General features: G+C 59.9%; 20 protein-coding genes. 11 read left to right on the top strand and 9 right to left on the bottom strand.

Annotation, left to right across the window (positions count from 1 at the left end; translation table 11 throughout):
- Window positions 1-2 precede the first annotated feature (2 nt).
- The 4 genes from CLU90_RS16055 to CLU90_RS16040 form a co-directional block, all read right to left on the bottom strand.
- Entirely contained in the window at window positions 3-1514 is a 1512-nt protein-coding gene (locus CLU90_RS16055) for an ATP-binding protein (protein WP_086147243.1), read from the bottom strand.
- Window positions 1514-3898: a hypothetical protein gene (locus CLU90_RS16050; RefSeq protein ID WP_100428374.1), complete on the bottom strand. Its 2385-nt coding sequence runs from the start codon at window positions 3896-3898 to the stop codon at window positions 1514-1516. Before CLU90_RS16050 ends, CLU90_RS16055 begins: the two co-directional genes overlap by 1 nt.
- Window positions 3889-4890: a TnsA endonuclease N-terminal domain-containing protein gene (locus tag CLU90_RS29345; protein ID WP_157808835.1), complete on the bottom strand. Its 1002-nt coding sequence runs from the start codon at window positions 4888-4890 to the stop codon at window positions 3889-3891. Before CLU90_RS29345 ends, CLU90_RS16050 begins: the two co-directional genes overlap by 10 nt.
- A 241-nt stretch (window positions 4891-5131) precedes the next feature.
- The gene (locus CLU90_RS16040) at window positions 5132-5572 is read right to left on the bottom strand and encodes a helix-turn-helix domain-containing protein (protein ID WP_086147246.1); all 441 of its coding nucleotides are present in this window, start codon (window positions 5570-5572) and stop codon (window positions 5132-5134) included.
- 292 nt (window positions 5573-5864) lie between these two features.
- Between CLU90_RS16040 and CLU90_RS16035 the strand changes: the two genes are divergently transcribed.
- The 4 genes from CLU90_RS16035 to CLU90_RS16020 all read left to right on the top strand — a co-directional run bounded on the left by CLU90_RS16035 (window position 5865) and on the right by CLU90_RS16020 (window position 9129).
- A complete protein-coding gene (locus CLU90_RS16035) occupies window positions 5865-6515 on the top strand; it encodes a TetR/AcrR family transcriptional regulator (RefSeq protein WP_092711919.1) in 651 nt (216 codons plus the stop codon).
- Window positions 6516-6684: 169 nt separating this feature from the next.
- Entirely contained in the window at window positions 6685-7335 is a 651-nt protein-coding gene (locus tag CLU90_RS16030) for a protein-L-isoaspartate O-methyltransferase family protein (protein ID WP_092711917.1), read from the top strand.
- 13 nt (window positions 7336-7348) lie between these two features.
- Window positions 7349-7672 (top strand): rhodanese-like domain-containing protein, encoded by a 324-nt coding sequence (locus tag CLU90_RS16025; protein ID WP_092711915.1) that lies wholly within the window; start codon window positions 7349-7351, stop codon window positions 7670-7672.
- Between the two features lie 146 nt (window positions 7673-7818).
- Complete coding sequence (locus tag CLU90_RS16020) at window positions 7819-9129, top strand: TolC family outer membrane protein (protein ID WP_100428373.1); 1311 nt, start codon at window positions 7819-7821, stop codon at window positions 9127-9129.
- 72 nt (window positions 9130-9201) lie between these two features.
- Here the strand turns inward: CLU90_RS16020 and CLU90_RS16015 are convergent, their stop codons facing one another.
- Window positions 9202-9669, bottom strand: a complete 468-nt coding sequence (locus CLU90_RS16015; RefSeq protein ID WP_198511224.1) for a DMT family transporter — start codon at window positions 9667-9669, stop codon at window positions 9202-9204.
- Between the two features lie 93 nt (window positions 9670-9762).
- On the opposite strand from CLU90_RS16015, the gene CLU90_RS16010 reads away from it, so the two are divergent.
- The gene (locus tag CLU90_RS16010; RefSeq protein WP_100428371.1) at window positions 9763-10668 is read left to right on the top strand and encodes a LysR substrate-binding domain-containing protein; all 906 of its coding nucleotides are present in this window, start codon (window positions 9763-9765) and stop codon (window positions 10666-10668) included.
- A gap of 4 nt (window positions 10669-10672) precedes the next feature.
- Here CLU90_RS16010 and gloA read toward each other — a convergent pair whose 3' ends face one another.
- The 4 genes from gloA to CLU90_RS15990 all read right to left on the bottom strand — a co-directional run bounded on the left by gloA (window position 10673) and on the right by CLU90_RS15990 (window position 13344).
- Window positions 10673-11080, bottom strand: a complete 408-nt coding sequence (gloA, locus tag CLU90_RS16005; protein ID WP_092711909.1) for a lactoylglutathione lyase — start codon at window positions 11078-11080, stop codon at window positions 10673-10675.
- A 114-nt stretch (window positions 11081-11194) separates the two neighbouring features.
- Complete coding sequence (locus CLU90_RS16000; RefSeq protein ID WP_035828320.1) at window positions 11195-11617, bottom strand: OsmC family protein; 423 nt, start codon at window positions 11615-11617, stop codon at window positions 11195-11197.
- A gap of 113 nt (window positions 11618-11730) precedes the next feature.
- Window positions 11731-13041, bottom strand: a complete 1311-nt coding sequence (locus CLU90_RS15995; protein ID WP_100428370.1) for a PQQ-dependent sugar dehydrogenase — start codon at window positions 13039-13041, stop codon at window positions 11731-11733.
- Window positions 13042-13077: 36 nt separating this feature from the next.
- A complete protein-coding gene (locus CLU90_RS15990; RefSeq protein ID WP_092711905.1) occupies window positions 13078-13344 on the bottom strand; it encodes a hypothetical protein in 267 nt (88 codons plus the stop codon).
- Window positions 13345-13606: 262 nt separating this feature from the next.
- Here CLU90_RS15990 and CLU90_RS15985 point away from each other — a divergent pair, with 262 nt between their 5' ends.
- The 6 genes from CLU90_RS15985 to dnaJ all read left to right on the top strand — a co-directional run bounded on the left by CLU90_RS15985 (window position 13607) and on the right by dnaJ (window position 21806).
- The gene (locus CLU90_RS15985; RefSeq protein WP_232731224.1) at window positions 13607-14578 is read left to right on the top strand and encodes an NAD kinase; all 972 of its coding nucleotides are present in this window, start codon (window positions 13607-13609) and stop codon (window positions 14576-14578) included.
- A 47-nt stretch (window positions 14579-14625) separates the two neighbouring features.
- Complete coding sequence (gene recN, locus CLU90_RS15980; RefSeq protein WP_092711903.1) at window positions 14626-16293, top strand: DNA repair protein RecN; 1668 nt, start codon at window positions 14626-14628, stop codon at window positions 16291-16293.
- Window positions 16294-16483: 190 nt separating this feature from the next.
- Complete coding sequence (gene hemH / locus CLU90_RS15975) at window positions 16484-17593, top strand: ferrochelatase (protein ID WP_100428369.1); 1110 nt, start codon at window positions 16484-16486, stop codon at window positions 17591-17593.
- A 346-nt stretch (window positions 17594-17939) separates the two neighbouring features.
- The gene (gene grpE / locus CLU90_RS15970; RefSeq protein WP_092711899.1) at window positions 17940-18476 is read left to right on the top strand and encodes a nucleotide exchange factor GrpE; all 537 of its coding nucleotides are present in this window, start codon (window positions 17940-17942) and stop codon (window positions 18474-18476) included.
- Window positions 18477-18567: 91 nt separating this feature from the next.
- The gene (gene dnaK, locus CLU90_RS15965) at window positions 18568-20511 is read left to right on the top strand and encodes a molecular chaperone DnaK (RefSeq protein WP_092711897.1); all 1944 of its coding nucleotides are present in this window, start codon (window positions 18568-18570) and stop codon (window positions 20509-20511) included.
- 161 nt (window positions 20512-20672) lie between these two features.
- Window positions 20673-21806: a molecular chaperone DnaJ gene (dnaJ, locus tag CLU90_RS15960; protein ID WP_034745985.1), complete on the top strand. Its 1134-nt coding sequence runs from the start codon at window positions 20673-20675 to the stop codon at window positions 21804-21806.
- The last annotated feature ends 18 nt before the right edge of the window (window positions 21807-21824 follow it).

Below are 21824 nucleotides of genomic sequence, written 5' to 3'. Positions count from 1 at the left end.
GCTTACGCTCCTGATGAGGATGGATTGATCTGTGAATTGTTGGCTTGGAGTTGTTCCAGGCCGCTGATCAGATGTTCTTGCAAGCCTTGATTGCGCATATCCTCCGGCTCAAGACTGGCCTTTTTCATGGCGTTTTCCGCTTTTTGATTGGCTTTTCTGGTGCGATTGCGTTGTGCGGTTTCTTTCGACTGCTGCGCCACAGGTTTGCGCACTTTAGGCGGTGATGATGCTTTCGGTGGCGTTTCCGGCACTGCTGCCGGCGCTGCTGCCGATGCGTCTTGGGGGGACGGGTGCAATCCCCAACGCACCGCATAACTGCGCCAAGGAATATCGTCGAATTGCTGAAGAAGAATAGGGTTTTTGTCGCGAAAGCCAGCGATCAACGCTCTGTCCTTGGCGCTGAAGTCCGGACCGTTGAAGGCTTGCTCCATATGGACTTCGGTGACATAAGCGCAGCCTTCGTCGAGCGCCAAGCGCTGCGAACTAGCGCGGATGCGGCCCGCATAATCGCGGATGCCACCGCAATATTTGAACAGGATCGCACCGTCCTTGTCGATAATCGGCGACGGTTCCGGCATTACGTTGTAGCGCCACAGCGCCGGTGCCAGCACGTCGGTAAAGTCATAGTCAAATGACTCCATCGGATGCATTTCTATGTTGCCGCCCGAGCCGACTCGGCGCATATCTTGTGAAAATGAATCGAGAGCGTCCATACCGAGGGGGTTACCCATCAATACCAGAGGAACGCCGAAGTTGAGCAAGCGCAGGAAAAACGTCGCGGCGAGGCCTCCTCGCACGCCACCGGCGAAATTGCGACCTTGTAATTCATCAATGACCAACACGCCGACGCCGTGGTTGAGCAGGATGATGCCGATATGGACTGCGAGCTTTTCATTGCTCAGGCCAGCGATGTCACGGGCGCGAGCATAATTGGTGCCGATGGCAGCGTCGAGCGCAGTCAATATCTGGAGCAGCAGGCCGCCGAGAGAGCCGTCGTGGCTCATTGCCACGTACAGCCATGGAGCTTGAATCATGTGGTTCCAGTCGGCGCTTTTGGACGGGCCGTGCTCTATGCGCTGAGGAATGAGGCTCAGTGCACGCAAAATCTCGTAGCTTTTGCCGAGCCCCGTGATACCACTCGCGCGCAATCCTTTTGCGTAGCTGGGTAACCAAGGCAAATTATTGAGTTCCCGACCGGCGCAGCGGGCAAGCGCCATCATTTGTTGCCGCGACGAGACCAAGGCCGGATTGTGCGATGTGTAGCCGCGACGTATCACCCGGAACAGGCGGCTTGTCGTATCAATGGCTGTCAGCGTTGGCTCAAACATTTGATCTTGCAACCGATCGAGTAGATCAAGGCGCGTCTGCATGTCGAGGTTCTTGATGTCCAGGCCGTCCAACGGCCAATTCGACAGGCGTTGTTCAAGGTTTTGCGTCGACAAATGCACTTCAAGCGGTTCCAGAAAAGGATTGGGGAAGGGCGGTGAGGCGGTGGTTTGGGCGGATGAGAACATCAAAACTTCCTTTCACTATTAAAGCGGGATAGGCGATGCTTTCTGATATCGGTCAAGGTCGACAAAGCCGGTGGCGCCGGTTCGGCTGGTACTGGCATTGGCGGCGATGCTGTGGCCGGTGGCTGTGCCGAGGGTGGTGAGGGTGCAATAGGTTCGGTTGCGCGCCGCACGGCATCGTCGAGCTGGTCGCGTTTTTCTTGTGCCTGTGCAGCGCGAACATTGCCCGCCTTATTGCTCTGTGCAGTCTTCTTCCCGAGGCTTTCTTGCGCCAGTTTTTTCCTATCCCTGGCATCGGCTTCAGTTTCTTGCCTGAGTGCCTGCTGATCGATCTCATCCTGGTCGCGGCGCGATGTTGTCGCCTGAACGTACAAGCGATCCGCGTCATTGAGCCCGCACAGGTCAGCTATACCACCCTCGTGAAGCAGTATGGCGTCATCCTTGATGTTGGGGATAATGTGCGTTCCGTTTTTATCCATCAATAAAATGTGAGACAGGTCGTCCGGATCTGCCCGCACTTCGATGTGGATGTTGCCGCTTGCTATCGCATCGCGAATCAGGCCGGATTCGGCCAGATACTGGTGATTGAACCGTGCGCCATGTAGTAATTCAACAGCGTTGCCGGTATTGGGCCTATGCAACACAAGTCCCCTGCGCTGAACACTCGCGGTGAAGCGCGGTAACAAATGCGAGCGTAGATAGGTTGGGTCAACCGGTTTTCCGGCAACATAGCCATTCAGTTTTGCCCATCGATAGATGGCAATGCGGGTACGTGGAACGATTTCCCCTTGTGCTGCATATTCCCTGCGCATTTCGCTCGGCACCATATGCAGGGGAAGATCCTGTTTGGTATTGGCCCAGTGTATCCAGAGCAAGAGCAGGCGCGTATAGGAAAAGCGTGAGATCAAGGCTTTGGTAATCGCTGGCCGCTCGCCGCGCCTCGATGGGCGCCCTTTTGTAGTGCCAGTGATGTGATGGTCGAAATTGCGGTGTCGCGAATGGTGTCCCGACTCCGATGGACTGTTGCGATCCGCTCTGCCGCTGGCAATAAATTCGATGCGCGACGCCAGGTCGTCTACCATGGTCGTGATGCCGCCCTTGCTGCGCAATTCCCCGTTATCGCTGAGGTATTTGGTGAAAAACAGCGAGGGAAAATCTTCAGGCGACAGATCGAGGTCGTAGCGTTCAAGCATGGAAGTTTTGTCCGTCGCGGCCCTCAAAATCGCCATCTTGGCGTCGTCCGTGCCCAATCCTCCCATGCCGATATGCCAGCCAAGATACAGTCCGAGCCACGCATCGCGCACGAACAGGCCCCGGCCTACGCCGATCGGTTGTCGCGGGTCACCACATGCGACGAAATTGACGTCTACCGGGGACGCATCAAGCGATCCGACCTGCCCGATCGCGACGATGCCGTCGCGCACCGTGCCGGCCAGGTAACGATAATCACGGGCCCATTTCCCCTCACCCATTAACCTGCGCGCGGCGCCGGTGGCGTCCGGCGCTTTAGGTCCGTGATAGCGAAAATTGTCTTCAGTCGGTCGTAAGTGGGCATCCAACAGTACTGGTGTCAGCAGGCCTTGTTGAAGAACATGGCCGGTGCTGTAATACGTCCCGGTCATGGACAGGAAGGCTTGCCTCACGGTTGTGCCGGGACGGACGAACGAAATATAGCCATCTTGAATGTTCAGCACGTCCTGATCGGTCAGGATGAGTCCAGCTTTCTCCGTGTCGCCGGCTTTGACGGCCGTGTTTTTGCGGCCCAGCTTGACCTGGTTTTTTCCCCGGCGCGGAACCGCAGGTGCGCCGGATCGACCAACATTATTGGGTATCAAGGCATTTTTGATGCATCCAAAAGCATAATATCGATGCAATGCATCAAATACCTGTCCCGCGCTGACGCCAGCCTCCCTTGCCCGCGCGCGCACCAGAGAATCGAGGCAGGCCAGGTTCGGTGGCCGTATACCGGCGCCGGCAGGAATGAGTGGTGCGATCAAAGTCCATTTGCGGTCCCGCCGAAGTTCAAGCGTTGATCGGTGCCGGTCTTCCGGCGCGACAGCCGGGTCGTCGCAAGGAGGCCACAGGCGGCGAAAATCTTCATCGTCAAGGTGCCAGTGGTTCGGCAAGACCAACGTTGTCGGTTTAATAGCATCCGTTTCAAGCCAGAATTTCAAATGGGATAGCTTTCTTAAAAAAAATCCCTTGGCGTAATAGCTTTTCTGCTTCTTGCCCGGCATGTCCCGGCCGATACTCGGAATCGGGATGAGTGTGACTTGATCCAGGTACGAAGCCACTTCCAGCACGCGATGCAGGCCAGGAAGAGGCGAATTGTCCGAAGTCCCGGCAAGCACCAGGCCCGGCTCGATGGTCGTTTCCGTCATGGCCATGTATCTCCGAAAAAGTGCCGGCGCAAGTCGTCTCGCATGACCCGCCCACCTGGCCGGATTGGGTAGGAGGTCAGAATACGTCGCGATGGGTCGATGTCGATGCTCTGTGTCCATGCACAGTGCTGGAATAATAGCCAGGCCTCGGCGGTCGTGAGGCGTAGCGTACGGGCCGCATGGAGCACTGCTTCGTTGATCGGCAGATCAAGGCTGGCGTTGAGGTAGTGCGCGAACTCGCCGGCCCAGGTAATGAGATGCGGTGCGCAATACAATGTCGACGCGTCCAACCAGACTTCAAGCTGTCCGGCCATGAGTTTCGGTATCAGGGCGGAACTGGAAACGAAATAGGGACAATCGATAGCGGCGGTATAGCGCCTTTCCAACTCCAGCCGTTCAAGCGTGCGCCAGTCGACCTCCTGAGTGGGGTCAACGATCGGTTTCGACGAGAAAGCTGCCAGCCTATCTCCCCCTGGCAGCGGTGCTGTGGCCAGCAGGTCAAGGCTCGCGACATAGGGAATGCCCGTACCGATTTCGTAGCCATGATCGATACCGGCTTCACGGGCGATATCGAGCAAGCCCCGAGACCACGGTCTTTGGATGGGAGTCGTGCCCGGCGTTCCATCGAGCGGATGGGGATGGGCGATTGGCCATAGCGGAAATTGTTCGCGCAGGTCCCGCACACCTAGCCATAACAGCAGCAATGCGGTGTGGTATTCGCCACGTGAGTAATAATAGGCGCCACGGCGCAAAGGCGGCATGGAGGTGGCCACCTGATTCGAATAGGGCGAAGGGTTGTTGCGCCGCAGGATCAACCAAGGCAAATAGCCGCTGCCATGCCCTATGCCATGGCCCAACCTGATGCGCTGGCACAACTTCTTGTGCGTCATGCCTTTTTGTAGTCGAGGCTTGGGTGTCGGCTCGGCCGGAACGGCAATCAAGTCTGATGGGGCATCGAAACGCCCCGAACTGGTCAATTGTTGCGTAGTTCCCGACATGGACCGCTCCATCTCCAGAATATGTTTTTCCGCAAGCAATGACGCACCGAAGCATTCATGTCGTCCTGCAAACGGAAAAGCTCAAATTTTGGAGGTAAATAGCTCACATTATGGACGTCGGTCAATACACGACTATCGAGTGCGACTATTTACGTGATGCTTTGGCAGAGCAGGATTAATAGCGCGAGGCACAGTGGCCAACCGTCTCGTCCTGATCTGATGCCAAGCCACCAGCTTGGCATTACCGTATTATTTCGACCACATCGGTTCTGTCTGGTTCTCCTTTGCGCTTGAGAGGGCGCAAAGGTTTGAAAGGTGGGTGCGACAACATGACAGGCATGCGCAATGCCATTCGTATCAATTCCACTTGGGCCGGGTGCAATGCACCGATCTGGCGCCGAAGTTCATTGAACATCCTGTACAGCTCATCTGGCGCCTCATTGGGCAACATAATTTTTCGTTGGGACTCGTCCAGCGCTTCAAGCAAGCGCTTCTTCCAATGCTCGTCAAGCTGCAAACGCTGCACCAGGCGCTCGATGAAATCGATGGATGGCGGCCCCTTGGTGCCCAGCTCAATAGCTGAGATATAACTTTGTTCGTAGCCAAGTTGGGAGGCGAATTCAGCCTGCCGTAGCTCGCAAAATATGCGCAATTCCCGAAATACTGTTGAGAATGGGCTCATATACCAACTTTAGAAGTAAATAAAACTATTAATAGGAGTATTATGGACACGTTTTTTCCTTTGTCAATAAAAATATGACCCTGCCCCAGAAAGCACGGCACGTAGCCACCCTTACGGAAACCCTCAACTACTTATATGATTCAAGTTGTTATTAAAACGACCTGATCGCCCATTCAAGTTTCTATTACGCTGTTCAAGTTTCTATTCCGACGTAACAGGTGTGTCGCGCTTGACCTCACCGGTAGACAGGTCTACTATTAATGACTCAAAAGTAAGTTACTTGGAAAGACAGATGCAAGCCCCGATTGATACCAAGCCCCGCTGGGAGCGGCGCAAGGATGCCCGCCCGCAGGAATTGCTCGCCGCCGCCCTCGACCTGTTTGTCGAACGGGGCTTCGCATCGACGCGCCTGGAGGATGTGGCCAAGCGGGCTGGCGTGTCGAAAGGCACCTTGTACCTGTACTTCGAGAATAAGCAGGAACTGTTCAAGGCGGTGGTGCGCGACAATATCGTGCAGTCGATCGGCGAGGCGGAGGACAGCATGGCCGCCTCGGACAGCAGCAGCGCCGAGTTGTTGCGCAGCATGATGATGCAATGGTGGGAAGAGTTTGGCGCCACCAAGCTGGCCGGTTTGACCAAGCTGATGTTGGCCGAATCCAACAATTTCCCCGAATTGGCGCAGTTTTACAACGAAGAGGTGGTCACGCGCGGCAATGCGCTGATCGCCAGCCTGGTCGAACGGGGCATGCAGCGCGGCGAATTCCGCCAGGTCGATCCCGTGCTGGTCAGCACCATCCTCAGCGCGCCCGTCACCATGCTCATGATGTGGACGCATTCCTTCCTGCCGTGCGAGGTCAAGAACATCGATCCGGTGGCCTATATGAATGCCTTTATCGACATGAGTTTGCGCAGCCTGCAGGCGGAGGCGCCCGGGAAAAGCTGACGCGCCGGCGTCGCTGCTACCGTTCAGTTGCCCCTTTTCCAAGGTTCGCCCCCCCAAATCTGCAGATCGTCGCAAATTTCCTCCATTCCCCGCCTTTATGGTTAACATGTGCTTTCAGCCAGTTCAACGATAAAATGGCGGATTATTACTTCACTTACCGAGTCCAAAGATGAATATCGAACAAGCCCGCTTCAATATGATCGAACAGCAAATCCGTCCATGGGACGTACTGGATATCGACGTGCTGGAGCTGTTGAACGTGGTCAAACGTGAAGATTTCGTACCGGCCGCCTATAAGAACCTGGCCTTCGTCGATACCGAAATTCCACTGGGCGGCGGCGAATGCATGTTCACGCCGAAGCTGGAAGCGCGCATTTTGCAGGACGTAGCAGTCAAGAAGCATGAAAATGTGCTGGAAATCGGCACCGGCAGCGGTTACATGGCCGCTTTGCTGGCGCACAAGGCGCGGCATGTGACGAGCGTGGAAATCGTTCCCCAATTGAAAACCCTGGCCGAGCAGAACCTGGCCGCCAATGGCGTCACCAACGTGACCGTGGAACTGGGCGACGGCGCCCAGGGCTGGAGCAAGGGCGCGCCGTACGACGTGATCGTCGTGTCCGGCGCCCTGTCGGTCCTGCCGGAAGCGCTGTTGCAACAAGTGAAAGTCGGCGGCCGCATCCTGGCCATCATCGGCGAAGCGCCGATCATGTCCGCGCACCTGATCACGCGCACCTCGGACAAGGCTTACGACACGCGCAAGCTGTTTGAAACCAATGTCACGCCGCTGCAAGCTGTTGCACCGTCGCATTTCCAGTTCTGAGGCGACCGATTCGATGGAGCATTTGAGCGCACCGCAGCTGGCCGCCTGGCTGGCCGACACTTCCCGCCCGCGTCCGTTCCTGCTGGACGTGCGCGAGCAGTGGGAGTTTGAGCTGTGCCACCTCGATGGCGCCACCCTGATGCAGATGAATTCGATTCCTGCGCGTATCGACGACCTCGATGAAGACGCGGAGATCGTCTGCATCTGCCATCACGGCATGCGCAGCATGCAAGTGGCTGCCTTCCTGGAGCGCAATGGTTTTGGCAAGATCAGTAATTTGACGGGCGGCGTGCACGCCTGGGCGCTGCAAGTCGACAGCAGCATGCCTCAATACTAAATTATTTTGCAGTAGATGCACTCCCAGGTATGCCATCGGGCATGCCTGCGGAGGCCTGTACCCTGCTCTTATCCGGGCGGGCGCCAGGCAGGCTGTAACAGATTTTTGATTCCATCAACTTTTGACGACTCCAACGGAGAAATGCAATGCGGAAACCCCTTATCGCCGTGCTGATGACCAGCGCTTTTTTCTCGCTTAACACGCAGGCGGCCGATCTCATCCAGGTGTACCAGCAGGCGCTGGCCAATGACGCGCAGTATGCGAGCGCGCGTGCGGCCCTGTCGGCCGGGATGGAGCGGGTTCCGCAGGGGTTGGCAGGCTTGCTGCCGCAAGTGTCGGCGTCAGGCAGCAACACGCGCAACAGCATCGAGCCGATCACCAGCACGATTTCCATGCCGACGGTCAAGGTGCACACGAATACCTACAACCTGACCCTGGCGCAGCCGCTGTTCCGCTGGGATCGCTGGGAAACCTATCAGCAAAGCAAGCTGGCGCAGGCGATTGCCGAAGCGCAATTTGCACAGGTGCAGCAAGACCTGATCACGCGCGTGGCGCAAGCGTATTTCGACGTGCTGAGCGCGCAGGATAACCTGGGCGCCACGCAGGCGCAAAAAGTGGCGACGACGGAGCAGCTGGCATCGGCCAAGCGCAACTTCGAAGTCGGCACGCAAACGATTACCGACACGCACGAAGCGCAAGCGGCCTACGACCTGGTGGTGGCGCAGGAATTTGCCGCCATCAATGACCTGGCCAACAAACGCAGCGCCTTGCAAACCATCATCGGCGAAGCGCCAACCTCGCTGGCGCCGATGCGCACGGGCGTGGTCATCAGCGCGCCGGAACCGGCCGCCATCGAACCGTGGGTGAGCTCGGCGGAAGAGCAGAACTACGGCGTCGTCACGGCCCAGTTCAGCGTGGAATCGGCCAAGCGCGACATCGGCCGCAACCGCGCCGGCCACTACCCGACCCTGGACCTGATCGCCAACGCGGGCCATACCTACACGACGGGCGGCGGCAGCGGCAGTTCCAATAACAACGCCATCGGCGTGCAGTGGAGCATCCCGATCTTCAGCGGCTTTGCCGTCACCAGCAAGGTACGCGAATCGATCGCGCTGGAAAACAAGGCCCGCAACGACCTGGAATCGGCACGCCGCGCGGCATCGCAAGGCGCGCGCCAGGCTTTCCTGGGCGTCAACAGCGGCCTGGCGCAAGTGAAGGCGCTGGAAGCGGCGGAAGTGTCGAGCAAGTCGGCGCTGGAGTCGAACCAGCTCGGTTATCAAGTGGGCGTGCGCATCAATATCGACGTCTTGAATGCGCAGAAACAATTGTTCTCGACGCAAAAAGACCTGTCGAAAGCCCGCTACGACACCATCATGAACGGCTTGCGCCTGAAGGCGGCGGCCGGCACCCTGAAGGAAACGGACTTGATGCCAGTGAACGCCTTGCTCGACAAGTAATATTTGTCTCGGGATTCAGATGAAAACCAGCACCGGCGACGGTGCTGGTTTTTTTTCGCCCCGTGCCCGGCGTCACACGACGCGGCTGTTGGCGATTTGTGTCAGGATCACCCCAGCGACCACCAGCCCCGCACCGGCCCAGTGCAGCGGAGAAATGTGCTTGACGGCAAAGCCCAGCAAGCCATAACGGTCGATGGCCAGCGCGGCCAGCATTTGTCCGCCGATGACGGCCGCCATGAAGGGGCCGGAACCCATGCGCGGCGCCAGCATCAGCGCGGCCGTAATGTAAAACACGCCGGCCGCGCCGCCCAGCCAGGACCAGCCCGGCCCCCGCATGGCGAGGCCGACCTCGGGAGCCGGCACCCGCCAGACCAGCATCACGAGCGATGCGAGCACGGCGCTGACGGCCAGCGAGGCGAGCGTGGCCCACAGCGGGTGGCCCAGGTTGCGGCCCAGCGCGGCATTCGCGCCCGCCTGGAAGGGGACGACGGCGCCGGCCAGCATGGCCAGCGGGGCAAATACGGTAATCCATCCATGCATATGCGACTCCATCACTGTTGAGTTGATGGGATCATCGTATTATGCTGTCATGATTAAATCCAATTCGTAGTTTGTCATTAAACTATGCACCAAATGAATAATCTGCGGGCCGTCGATTTGAATTTGCTGGTGATCTTGGACGCCCTGCTCAGCGAGCGCCACTTGTCGCGCGCGGCCGAGCGCTTGCACATGAGCCAGCCTGCCGTCAGCCATGCGCTGGCCCGCTTGCGCCATCTGCTCGGCGATCCGCTGCTGCTGCGCGGCAAGGGCGGCTTCCAGCCGACGGCGCGCGCCCTGGAATTGGCGCGGCCGCTGGCCGAAGCCCTGCAAAGCGTGCGCTCCGTGCTCGGTGGCGCCGTCTTCGAGGCGGCCACGGCGCAGCGCGTGTTTCGCCTGGCCATGTCGGATTACGGCGCGGCGCTGATCTTGCCTCGTTTGTTGCGGCGTCTGCGCGTGGAAGCACCCGGCATCGACCTGGCCGTCAGCCACGCCAGCCGCCCGGCCATGATCGCGGGCGTGCAGGATGGCGAGATCGACCTGGCGCTGGGCGTGTTCCCGCAACTGCCCGAGCAATTACATCGAGAAACCCTGTTCGAGGAAACCTTCGTGTGCGCGCTCGATCCGGCCAGCCTGGCGTCCGGTGAAATGCTGAGTCTGGAAACCTATCTGGCGCGCCCGCATGTGCTGGTGGCATCCGGCGAAGGCGGCATGGCGGCCGAAGTCGACGCGGCTCTGGCCCAGCTGGGAAAGACGCGTCGCATCGCCGTGCGTGTGCCGCACTGGACGGTTGCGCCGGCGTTGCTGCTGGGAACGGATTTGATACTGACGGTGGCGCGGCGCGCCTTGCAGGGGCGCGCGGCGCAGGGGCTGGCGCTGTACGCCGCGCCATTTGCCATCGCGCCGTTTGCGTTTGAAACGATACGCCATCGCCGCACGGACGGCGATGCGGGCATCGCCTGGCTGCGCGCGGCCATCGCACAGGCCGCCGAGCCAGGCTGAGGACTTACAGGCCGGCGCCCTGGCCGTCGAACTTGCGTTCGATCAATTCGATCTTGTAGCCGTCCGGGTCGGTGATGAAGGCGATGACCGTGTTGCCGCCTTTGACGGGACCCGGTTCGCGCGTGACGTTGCCGCCGTTCGCGCGTGCCGCGTCGCAAGCGGCGACGATGTCCTCGGCCGAAATGGCGATGTGGCCGTATGCCGTGCCCAGCTCGTAGCTGGTGGTGCCGTAGTTATACGTCAGTTCCAGTTCCGCGTGGTCGGGGTTCGAGCCATAACCGACGAAGGCCAGGGTGTACTGGTATTCCGGATTGTCGCTGGTGCGCAGCAGCGTCATGCCCAGGACCTTGGTATAAAAATCGATGGAGCGCTGCAGGTCGCCGACCCGTAACATGGTGTGCAAAATACGCATCGTAAATCCTTGATAGTGATAGGGGAATGGCAGGATTTTATGCGTTTTACGGCTTTCTTGCCGAGACCGCCCCTGCCGCCCGGTGATGGAACGGCAACGGACGGCATGCCGGCATTACTCCAGATGGGCGTCCAGGGTGATTTCCGTGGCCAGCAACTTCGATACGGGGCAGCCGAGCTTGGCGCGCAGGGCCGCGTCCTGGAATGCTTCGTCGGTGGCGCCGGGAATGGTGGCCACCAGGGTCAGGTGCACGGCCGTGATGGCATAGCTGCCATCGATTTTTTCCAGGCTGACGTCGGCCGTGGTTTTCAGGGCCGTGGCGCGCAGGCCCGCTTCGCCCAGCTGGCCGGACAGGGCCATGGTGAAGCAGGCGGCATGGGCTGCGCCGATCAGTTCTTCCGGATTGCTGCCGGGACCGTCTTCGAAGCGCGTGTTGAAGCCATAGGCCACATTGTCGAGCGCGCCGCTTTGGGTGGAAATAAACCCCTTGCCATCTTTAAGGCCGCCACTCCAGACGGCTGATCCTGTTTTTTTCATGATGTACTCCTTGCGTGGTTCGAGCATCCATCATGCGCGAGCCTCCCTTGCCCTTCCGTTCGTTGCGCCACACAGGGGGAGCATGCAGGGAGGCATGTGGGGCGCATCGGCAGTCACGGCGCCGGCGTCACGCGCCAGATGACATTGCCCACGTCGTCCGCCACCAGCAGTGCACCCGCCTTGTCGACGGCCACGCCGACGGGGCGTCCCTGCGCCTTGCCATTGCTGTCGAGGAAGCCGCTGACGACGTCCTGCGGCGGCCCGCTGGGCACGCCATTCGTGAAGGGCACGAAGATGACTTTATAGCCGCTGTAGGGCTTGCGGTTCCACGAGCCGTGCTGGCCGATGAAGGCGCCGCCCCGGTAGCGTTCGGGCAGCAGGGCGCCGTCATAAAACGCGAGGCCCAGCGAGGCCGTGTGCGCGCCCAGCGCGTAGTCGGGAGCAATGGCGGTGGCCACCAGTTCAGGGCGCGGCGGCTTGACCCGGGCATCGACGTGCTGGCCGAAATAACTGTAGGGCCAGCCATAGAAGGCGCCATCCTTGACGGACGTCATGTAGTCGGGCACCAGATCGTTGCCCAGTTCGTCGCGTTCATTGACGGCCGTCCAGAGTGCCCCGCTGTGCGGCTGCCAGGCCATGCCGACGGGGTTGCGCAAACCCGTCGCATACACGCGTGCCTTGCCCGTGGCGCGCGTGACTTGCCAGATGGCGGCGCGTCCGTCTTCGGCCGACAGACCGTTCTCGCCCACGTTGCTGTTCGAGCCGACGGAAACATAGAGGAATTTACCGTCGTCGCTGGCGACGACGTTCTTGGTCCAGTGGTGATTGATGGGCCCGCCCGGCAAATCCATCACCTTGACGCCGGGTGCCGTGATGGCCGTTTGTCCAGTTTTGTATGGGAAACGCAGCAGCGCATCGGCATTTGCGACATACAGATCGTTGCCCACCAGGACCATGCCGAATGGCGAGTGCAAGCCTTGCAGGAACACGCTGCGCGATTGCGCCACGCCGTTGCTATCGACACCGCGCAACAGGGTGATGCGGTTGGCGCTGGGCGTGGCGGCGCCCGCTTTTTTCATTTGCATCTGCATGATGGCGCCCTTGATGCCCTTGTTATCGTCGGGCTTCGGCGGCGCATTCGTTTCCGCCACGAGCACGTCGCCATTCGGCAACACATACAGCCAGCGCGGATGGTCGAGGTCGCGCGCATACGCATGGACGGCCAGGCCAGGCGCGGCCACGGGGCGCTGCGCTGCCGTCCAGCGCTGCACGGGCGCCACGTTGACGGTGGGAATCAGTTGCTTGTCCGGCGCGGGCAGGGCGGGTTGCGGGCCGAAGCCCACGGGCATGGCGGGCGCCTGGGCGTGCGCGATGGGCGCGCCGCAGGCAGCGGCCAGCAGCAAGGAACAGACGTAACGGTGCATGGCGTACTCCGGAACAGCAGTGTCTGAGGGTTGGAGTCAGGGCGCCTTCTTTGGTTCCAGCTGCGGGTCCGGACGTGCCTGTTGCGGCGCGGCGGGCTTGACCTTTTCCACGCCGGGCTGGGCGCGGCGGTCCGTGTCGACCAGGCCCTGTTCCAGGTCGCTGGCCGCCTGCTGCATGATCTTGCGCGGCCGCACGTTTTGCGCATCGGGCGATTCATCGCGCTCGTGTGGCAGGCGGTCGACGCCGTCATTCTTGACCTTTGCATCGGTATTGATCTTGCGTTCGCTATGCTGGGTAACCATATGGCCTCCTGACAGGAAAAAGGATGTGAGGCCAGTGTCCCGCCGCCATGGGCCGCGTGCAAGCGGATTTGCCCATGCAGGGAGCGCTGGCGCACGCATGGACGATTCTTTTTCTGCGCTACACTGCGTGCAACACCAAGAACGCCCCTTGCGGGCACACGGCAGCCGCACTATACTGTGCATATATACAGTATCATGCGATGCCGGCGTGCGACGCGACAGCCTGGGGCGGCTTGCCACCGAATTCACTACCGAGACTCTTATGCCCGTCGATAAACACGCCGAACAGCGCGCCGAACAGCCTGCCGCGACCTTGCCAGCCCCGGGCGAGCGCTTCAACCTGGGCGCCAAGACCATCGCCCTCGTCGTGCGCCAGAATACGGACGGCATTGCCGAACCCGTCAAAAGCATCGTCGATTTCCTGCAAGTGCTGGGCCACACGGTGGTCTTCGAGGCGGAGACGGCCGCGCACCTGAACCTGGCGTTTCCCGGCGTGCATGCCATGTCGCCGGCCGAGATCGGCGCCGCGGCCGATTGCGCCATCGTCATGGGCGGCGACGGCACCATGCTGGGTATTGCGCGCCAGCTGGCGCCATTCGACGTGCCCTTGATCGGTATCAATCAGGGGCGGCTGGGTTTCATGACGGATATTCCGCTCGAGCGCATGCTGCCCGTGCTGGCGCAAATTCTCGGCGGCCGCTTCAAGGCCGAACGCCGCACCTTGCTCGAAGGCAGCGTGTTGCGCGACGGCGAGTCGATCCACGTGGGCATGGCCGTCAACGATGTCGTCGTCTCGCGCGGCGGCGGCGCCGGCATGGCGGAACTGCGCGTCGAGGTCGACGGCCACTTCATGTACAACCAGCGTTCCGATGGCCTGATCATCGCCACGCCCACGGGCTCGACCGCGTATGCGCTGTCGGCCGGCGGCCCCCTGCTGCATCCGACCCTGGGCGGCATCGTGCTCGTGCCGATCGCCCCGCATGCGTTGTCGAACCGTCCCATCGTCCTGCCCGACTCCAGCCAGATCGTCGTGGAAATCGTGCGCGGGCGCGATATCAGCGTCAATTTCGACATGCAGACCTTCGCCAGCCTGATCCAGCAAGACCGCATCCTCATCCGCCGTTCGCCGCACACGATTACCTTCCTGCATCCGGAAGGGTGGAGCTACTACAACACCCTGCGTGAAAAATTGCACTGGAATGAGTATCCGTCGGGCGAGGGCAAGCTCAGCTAACTTTTTCTCCATCTCAACCCGCGGCGCGCCGCCCAACCACTGAAGCCATGCTCCATACACTGTCCATTCGCGATTTTGTCATTGTCGATACCATTGAACTGGAATTTTCCGCCGGCTTCAGCGTGCTGACGGGCGAGACGGGCGCCGGCAAGTCCATCCTCATCGATGCGCTGACGCTGGCGTTGGGCGGGCGCGGCGACGCCAGCGTCGTGCGCGAAGGCGCGGCCAAGGCCGACATCACGGCCGACTTTTCCGTCAGCGAAGTGGCGCAAGCGTGGCTGGTGGCGCATGAGTTCGCCAACGACGATGGCGGCGCCCTGTTGCGCCGCGTGATCGACAATGCGGGCCGCTCGAAGGCGTACATCAACGGCATCCCCGCCACGGCCGCGCAGTTGCGCGAACTGGGCGACATGCTGGTCGACATCCACGGCCAGCACGCGCACCAGTCCTTGCTGAAAAGCGAAGCCCAGCGCGCCTTGCTCGACGGCCAGGCGACGGCGCGCGAAGCGGGCGCGGAACAGGACGCGCGGCAAGTGGCGGCCCTGCACAAGCGCTGGCGCGCCCTCGTGCGCCAGCGCGAGGAATTCGAAACCAACGCCGCCAACGTGCTGTACGAGCGCGAACGCCTGGAATGGCAAGTGGGCGAACTGGAAAAGCTGGCCGCCAAGCCCGGCGAGTGGACGGACATCACCAACGAGCACAGCCGCCTGTCGCACGCGGCCAGCCTGCTGGAAGGCGCGCAGGAAGCGCTGTCGATGATTTCCGAGTCGGAAGACCACCCGATCGTGTCGCAACTGTCGGGCCTGAACCAGAAGCTGGGCAAGCTCGTGTCCGTCGATGCGGAATTGCAGCCGATTGTCGACCTGATCGAATCGTCGCGTATCCAGTTGCAGGAATCCGTGTACGCGCTGAACAATTATCTTGACCGGGTGGAACTGGACCCGGAGCGCCTGCACCAGCTCGACGCGCGCATGGAAGCCATGCACAGCACGGCCCGCAAATTCCGCGTCACGCCCGAAGAGTTGCCGGAGGAACACGCCAAGCTGTCGGAAAAGCTGCAGCACCTGGCCGACGCTTCCGATATCGAAGGTTTGCTGCGCCAGGAAGCGAAGGTCGAGGCGGAGTACCGCGCCGTGGCCGAGCGCCTGTCCGCCACGCGCCGCGCCGCCGCCCTGGAGCTGGGGCAAGCCGTCACGCGCGCCATGCAGGAACTGAGCATGACGGGCGGCAGCTTCGAGATTGCCCTCCATCCTTGCGAGCCGGCCGCCCACGGCCTCGAGCAAGTGGAGTTTCTCGTCGCCGGCCATGCGGGCACGGCACCGCGCTCGCTGGCCAAGGTGGCGTCCGGCGGCGAACTGGCGCGCATCGCGCTGGCCATTTCCGTCATCACTTCGCACGCCACCACCACGCCGACCCTGATCTTCGACGAGGTCGACAGCGGCATCGGCGGCGCCGTCGCCGAAGTCGTGGGCCGCTTGCTGAAGCGCCTGGGGCAGGGGCGGCAAGTGCTGTGCGTGACCCACTTGCCGCAAGTGGCCAGCCAGGCCAATCAGCATTTCCAGGTGGCAAAAAGTACCCTGGACAATGGCAAGACGGCTTCGCGCATCGACATGCTCGACGCCAAGGCCAGGGTGGAAGAAGTGGCGCGCATGCTGGGCGGCCTGGAAATCACGGCCACCACGCGCAAGCATGCACGCGAGTTGCTCGCGATTTGATTCATGGCTGGGGGCAGACCGGGGTCAGACCCGCCGGGGCAATGCGTTCCATTGGAGCGCATTGCGATCACGCAGTGACTGACCCCGGCTTTTGCTATGGGTGAATTGCATCGACATCCATCTTTCCCGATGTTGACGCAATGTAACTATAATAACTGGCTAATCTATCCAACGCCTTCGAAGAGCCTTCATGTCATTTCAAACTGAACCGCCGTACACGCATGGCAGCATCGACCGCAGCGCCGTGGTGCTCGTCAACCTGGGCACGCCCGATGCGCCGACCTCGTCGGCCGTGCGGCGTTACCTGAAACAATTCCTGTCGGACCCGCGCGTGGTGGAGATTCCCCGCCTGGTCTGGTGGTTCATTTTGAACCTGATTATCTTGCCCTTCCGTTCGGGCCAGTCGGCCAAGAAATACGCGTCGATCTGGACGCGCGAGGGCTCGCCCCTGAAAGTGCATACGCAAAAGCAAGCGAAATTGCTGGCCGGCGCGCTGGCCGAGCGGGGCCATGACGGCGTGACGGTGGCCATGGCCATGCGCTACGGTTCGCCTTCCCTGCCTGACGTGCTGGCCCAGCTGAAAAGCGAGGGCTGCGAACGCATCGCCATCCTGCCTGCGTATCCGCAATACTCGGGCACGACGACCGGTTCCATCTATGACGCCGTGTTTGCCCATTACGCCACCGTGCGCAATGTGCCGGAATTGCGTTTTATTAAGCAATATCACGAACACGACACGTATATCGACGCCTTGCGCGATTCCGTGCTGAACCATTGGGAAGCGCATGGCCGCCCGGAAAAACTGGTGATGAGTTTTCATGGCGTGCCCAAGCGTACCTTGCTGCTGGGCGACCCCTACCACTGCCAATGCCTGAAAACGGCGCGCCTGCTGGCGGAAAAGTTGAAGTTGAGCAAAGAGCAATACGTGGTGACCTTCCAGTCCCGCTTTGGCAAGGCCGAATGGTTGCAACCGTACACGGCGCCCACCCTGGTGGCGCTGGCCCAGCAGGGCGTCAAGCGCGTCGATCTGCTGTGTCCAGGCTTTACCAGCGATTGCCTGGAAACCCTGGAAGAAATCGCCATGGAAGCCAAGCATGATTTCGAGGCGGCCGGCGGCCAGCAGTTTCATTACATCGCTTGCCTGAACGAAACGCCGGCCTGGATCGCGGGCATGGCGGAAATTGCGGAACAGCACATGATCGGCTGGCCGACGATGAAGACGGCGGCGCAGCGCGAGGCGGACAAGAAAGCGGGCGAGCAGGCGCGCACGGCGGCGCTGGCCCTGGGCGCGACGAACTGACATTGCTGGATTTTTTGCCATCTTGAAGCCGCGCTTGCGCGGCTTTGTCATGTCTGGCGCGGCCAAGTGGCTTTCCAAATAGCAACACCGCCAGTGGCGATGGCTGCGGCGGGGCTGGTAGAATGCCCGCTTTGCCGTGGGAAGCCAGGAAAATCAAGGGTGGGCGCGCACGGATGGATGTCCGAAATGGGAAGCGCTTTGTAATAGGCTGTAACATGGACCCATGTAATTTCGGTTTTGCCACGCATACCCCTTGAAACAATAGGATATAGCCCCATCTGCCCGTTAGTGTTGTAAAGATAGTTAGACTAACTCATTTAAGTCATTGATTGTAGGAGCTTTTCAGATGCAAGATCAGGAAAACCAAGCTGTACCTAATCCGCAAGCGGACGCCGCGGCGACTGCCCCATCGACTCCCGCAGAGCCTACTTTGGAAGAGCAGCTGGCGAGTACCGAAGCGCGTCTTGCAGAGATGCACGATGCCTTCATGCGCGCCAAGGCCGATGGCGAAAATATCCGCCGCCGCGCGCAGGAAGATGTTGCTAAAGCACATAAATTCGCCGTGGAAAGCTTTGCCGAAGCCATGGTGCCCGTCAAGGACAGCCTGGAAACGGCGCTGACGGTGGAAACACCGACCATCGAATCGCTGAAAGAAGGCGTCGAAATGACTTTGAAGCAATTGAACGCCGCGTTCGAGCGCAACCGCCTGGTGGAAGTGTTGCCAGTGCAGGGCGAGAAGCTCGATCCGATGAAACACCAGGCCGTTGCCGTGGTGCCGGCGGACCAGGAAGCCAATACCATCGTGTCAGTCCTGCAAAAGGGCTATATGATTGCGGACCGCCTGCTGCGTCCAGCCATTGTAACGACCGCGCAAGCAAAATAATCAGAGTGCGGCATCAAGCAAGCCTTGAAACCATGCCGCTTTGCCACATATAAGAACCATCTGAAATCTAGCAAATAAAAGGAAAAAAATCATGGGTAGAATTATCGGTATCGATCTGGGAACCACGAATTCCTGCGTTTCCATCATGGAAAACGGTCAACCAAAGGTAATCGAAAACGCTGAAGGCGCACGCACGACGCCGTCGATTATTGCTTATCAAGAAGATGGCGAAATTCTCGTCGGCGCGCCAGCGAAACGCCAGGCCGTGACCAATCCGAAAAACACGCTGTACGCAGTCAAGCGTCTGATCGGTCGCAAGTTCGACGAAAAAGAAGTCCAAAAAGACATCGCGCTGATGCCGTACCAAATCATGAAAGCCGACAACGGCGATGCATGGATCGGCGTACGCGACAAAAAACTGGCGCCGCCGCAAATTTCGGCTGAAGTGCTGCGCAAGATGAAGAAAACGGCAGAAGACTACCTCGGTGAAGAAGTTACCGAAGCCGTCATCACCGTGCCTGCGTACTTCAACGACTCGCAGCGTCAAGCCACCAAGGATGCCGGCCGTATCGCTGGCCTGGACGTCAAGCGCATCATCAACGAGCCAACCGCAGCAGCGCTGGCGTTCGGCCTGGACAAGACCGAAAAAGGCGACCGTAAAATCGCCGTGTATGACTTGGGTGGCGGTACGTTCGACGTGTCGATCATCGAAATCGCGGATGTTGATGGCGAAAAACAATTTGAAGTGCTGTCGACCAACGGCGACACCTTCCTGGGCGGCGAAGACTTCGACCAGCGCGTCATCGATTACATCATCGATGAGTTCAAGAAGATCAACGGCATCGACCTGAAAAAAGATCCGATCGCCCTGCAGCGCATCAAGGCTTCGGCCGAGCGCGCAAAGATCGAATTGTCGTCGTCGCAGCAAACCGAAATCAACGAGCCGTACATCGCCATGGCGAACGGCGCACCGGTCCACTTGAACCTGAAGATGACCCGCGCCAAGCTGGAATCGCTGGTGGAAGAGCTGATCACGGCCACGATCGAGCCATGCCGCACCGCTATCAAAGATGCTGGCGTGAAAGTGTCGGACATCGATGACATCATCCTGGTCGGCGGTATGACGCGTATGCCGAAGGTGCAGGAAAAAGTGAAGGAATTCTTCGGCAAGGATCCACGCAAGGACGTGAACCCGGACGAAGCCGTCGCCGTGGGCGCAGCGATTCAAGGTTCGGTCCTGTCGGGCGAACGCAAGGACTTGCTGTTGCTGGACGTTACGCCTCTGTCCCTGGGTATCGAAACCCTGGGCGGCGTGATGACCAAGATGATCCACAAAAACACGACGATTCCGACCAAGTTCAGCCAAGTGTTCTCGACGGCCGACGACAACCAGCCTGCGGTGACCATCAAGGTCTTCCAGGGTGAGCGCGAAATCGCCGCCGGCAACAAGGGTCTGGGCGAATTCAATCTGGAAGGCATCCCGCCAGCAGCACGCGGTACGCCACAGATCGAAGTGACCTTCGACATCGACGCCAACGGCATCTTGCATGTCGGCGCGAAAGACAAGGCCACCGGCAAGGAAAACAAGATCACGATCAAGGCCAATTCCGGCTTGACCGAGGCTGAAATCCAGAAGATGGTCAAGGATGCCGAGCTGAACGCGGAAGAAGACAAAAAGGTCAAAGAATTGGCCGAGTCGCGCAACCAGGCCGATGCTCTGGTACACTCGACCCGGAAATCCTTGACCGAATACGGCGACAAGCTGGATGCGGGCGAGAAAGAGAAGATCGAAGCGGCCATCACCGACCTGGAAGCAAGCATCAAGGCGGGCGACAAGGCTGAGATCGACGCCAAGGTGGAAGCACTGTCGAGCGCATCGCAGAAACTGGGCGAAAAAATGTATGCCGACATGCAAGCGCAGCAAGCTGCCGGCGGCGCGGAAGGTGCACAGCAAGCTGCTGGCGCATCGGACGCAGGCGCCAAGCAAGACGACGTTGTTGACGCTGACTTCAAAGAAGTCAAAGACAGCAAGTAATTGTCTTGCGCTCCCATGAACTGGGGGCAGCCGGGCTGAACGCTACATCGCGGAATTAGCCGCGAAGACCGGCCGAGCCGAGTCGTTGCCCAGTGCAGCACTCGACTCGGCTTTTTCGTGTAATTTTTACATCAGTAGATAGACTGCAAGGTGCCGACAACATGGCAAAGCGTGATTTTTACGAGACACTCGGTGTCGCAAAAAATGCTTCGGAAGAAGAGATCAAAAAGTCTTACCGTAAACTGGCGATGAAATACCATCCGGACCGCAATCCGGATAGCAAGGAATCGGAAGAAAAGTTTAAGGAAGTCAAAGAAGCCTACGAGATGCTGACCAATCCGGAAAAGCGCGATGCGTATGACCGTTATGGTCACGCTGGCGTGGACCCGAACATGGGCGGCGGTGGCGGCTTCGGCGGCGGCGCTGGCGGCTTTGCCGACAGCTTCGGCGATATCTTCGGCGACATCTTTGGCGGTGGCGGTGGACGCAGCCGCAATGCGGGTCCACAGGTGTACCGTGGCGCCGACTTGCGCTACAACCTGGAAATTACACTGGAGCAAGCTGCTCACGGCTTCGACACCACCATCCGCGTGCCGAGCTGGGACAAGTGCGACACTTGCCACGGCAGCGGCGCCAAGCCGGGCACGTCGCCGACCACCTGCGGTACCTGCGGTGGCCACGGCCAGGTGCGCATGCAGCAAGGTTTCTTCAGCATCCAGCAAACCTGCCCGAAATGCCATGGCAGCGGCAAGGTCATCACCGACCCGTGCACGCCGTGCGGCGGCGCCGGTCGCATCAAGCGCAACAAGACCCTGGAAGTGAAAATTCCAGTCGGTATCGACAACGGCATGCGTATCCGTTCGTCCGGCAACGGCGAACCGGGCACGAATGGCGGTCCGTCGGGCGACCTGTATGTGGAAATCCACATCAAGCCGCACGCCGTGTTCCAGCGCGAAGGCGACGACCTGCATTGCGAAATGCCGATCTCGTTCACCAAGGCGGCCTTGGGCGGCGAAATCGAAGTGCCTACCCTGAACGGCAAAGTGTCGTTCACGATCCCGGAAGGCACCCAGTCGGGCAAGACCTTCCGCCTGAAAGGCAAGGGCATCAAGGGCGTGCGCTCCGGTTACGCGGGCGACCTGTTCTGCCACGTGGCCATCGAAACACCCGTGAAACTGACGGAAAAACAGAAAGACCTGCTGCGCGACTTTGAAAAGTCGACGACCGAGGGCGGTGCCAAGCACAGTCCGCAAAGCAAGACCTGGAAAGACAAGGTCAAGGATTTTTTTGAATAAGCACACGTAATACCATGC

The sequence above is a fragment of the Janthinobacterium sp. 67 genome, from assembly GCF_002797895.1.
Lineage (GTDB): Bacteria > Pseudomonadota > Gammaproteobacteria > Burkholderiales > Burkholderiaceae_D > Janthinobacterium.
This window is presented reverse-complemented; position numbering and strand designations above follow the sequence as displayed.

Bases quoted from the DNA above. Each gene is read 5' to 3' on its own strand.
- CLU90_RS16055 (WP_086147243.1), bottom strand. From the start codon at position 1,514: ATGTTCTCATCCGCCCAAACCACCGCCTCACCGCCCTTCCCCAATCCT.
- CLU90_RS16050 (WP_100428374.1), bottom strand. From the start codon at position 3,898: ATGGCCATGACGGAAACGACCATCGAGCCGGGCCTGGTGCTTGCCGGG.
- CLU90_RS29345 (WP_157808835.1), bottom strand. From the start codon at position 4,890: ATGTCGGGAACTACGCAACAATTGACCAGTTCGGGGCGTTTCGATGCC.
- CLU90_RS16040 (WP_086147246.1), bottom strand. From the start codon at position 5,572: ATGAGCCCATTCTCAACAGTATTTCGGGAATTGCGCATATTTTGCGAG.
- CLU90_RS16035 (WP_092711919.1), top strand. From the start codon at position 5,865: ATGCAAGCCCCGATTGATACCAAGCCCCGCTGGGAGCGGCGCAAGGAT.
- CLU90_RS16030 (WP_092711917.1), top strand. From the start codon at position 6,685: ATGAATATCGAACAAGCCCGCTTCAATATGATCGAACAGCAAATCCGT.
- CLU90_RS16025 (WP_092711915.1), top strand. From the start codon at position 7,349: ATGGAGCATTTGAGCGCACCGCAGCTGGCCGCCTGGCTGGCCGACACT.
- CLU90_RS16020 (WP_100428373.1), top strand. From the start codon at position 7,819: ATGCGGAAACCCCTTATCGCCGTGCTGATGACCAGCGCTTTTTTCTCG.
- CLU90_RS16015 (WP_198511224.1), bottom strand. From the start codon at position 9,669: ATGCATGGATGGATTACCGTATTTGCCCCGCTGGCCATGCTGGCCGGC.
- CLU90_RS16010 (WP_100428371.1), top strand. From the start codon at position 9,763: ATGAATAATCTGCGGGCCGTCGATTTGAATTTGCTGGTGATCTTGGAC.
- gloA (WP_092711909.1), bottom strand. From the start codon at position 11,080: ATGCGTATTTTGCACACCATGTTACGGGTCGGCGACCTGCAGCGCTCC.
- CLU90_RS16000 (WP_035828320.1), bottom strand. From the start codon at position 11,617: ATGAAAAAAACAGGATCAGCCGTCTGGAGTGGCGGCCTTAAAGATGGC.
- CLU90_RS15995 (WP_100428370.1), bottom strand. From the start codon at position 13,041: ATGCACCGTTACGTCTGTTCCTTGCTGCTGGCCGCTGCCTGCGGCGCG.
- CLU90_RS15990 (WP_092711905.1), bottom strand. From the start codon at position 13,344: ATGGTTACCCAGCATAGCGAACGCAAGATCAATACCGATGCAAAGGTC.
- CLU90_RS15985 (WP_232731224.1), top strand. From the start codon at position 13,607: ATGCCCGTCGATAAACACGCCGAACAGCGCGCCGAACAGCCTGCCGCG.
- recN (WP_092711903.1), top strand. From the start codon at position 14,626: ATGCTCCATACACTGTCCATTCGCGATTTTGTCATTGTCGATACCATT.
- hemH (WP_100428369.1), top strand. From the start codon at position 16,484: ATGTCATTTCAAACTGAACCGCCGTACACGCATGGCAGCATCGACCGC.
- grpE (WP_092711899.1), top strand. From the start codon at position 17,940: ATGCAAGATCAGGAAAACCAAGCTGTACCTAATCCGCAAGCGGACGCC.
- dnaK (WP_092711897.1), top strand. From the start codon at position 18,568: ATGGGTAGAATTATCGGTATCGATCTGGGAACCACGAATTCCTGCGTT.
- dnaJ (WP_034745985.1), top strand. From the start codon at position 20,673: ATGGCAAAGCGTGATTTTTACGAGACACTCGGTGTCGCAAAAAATGCT.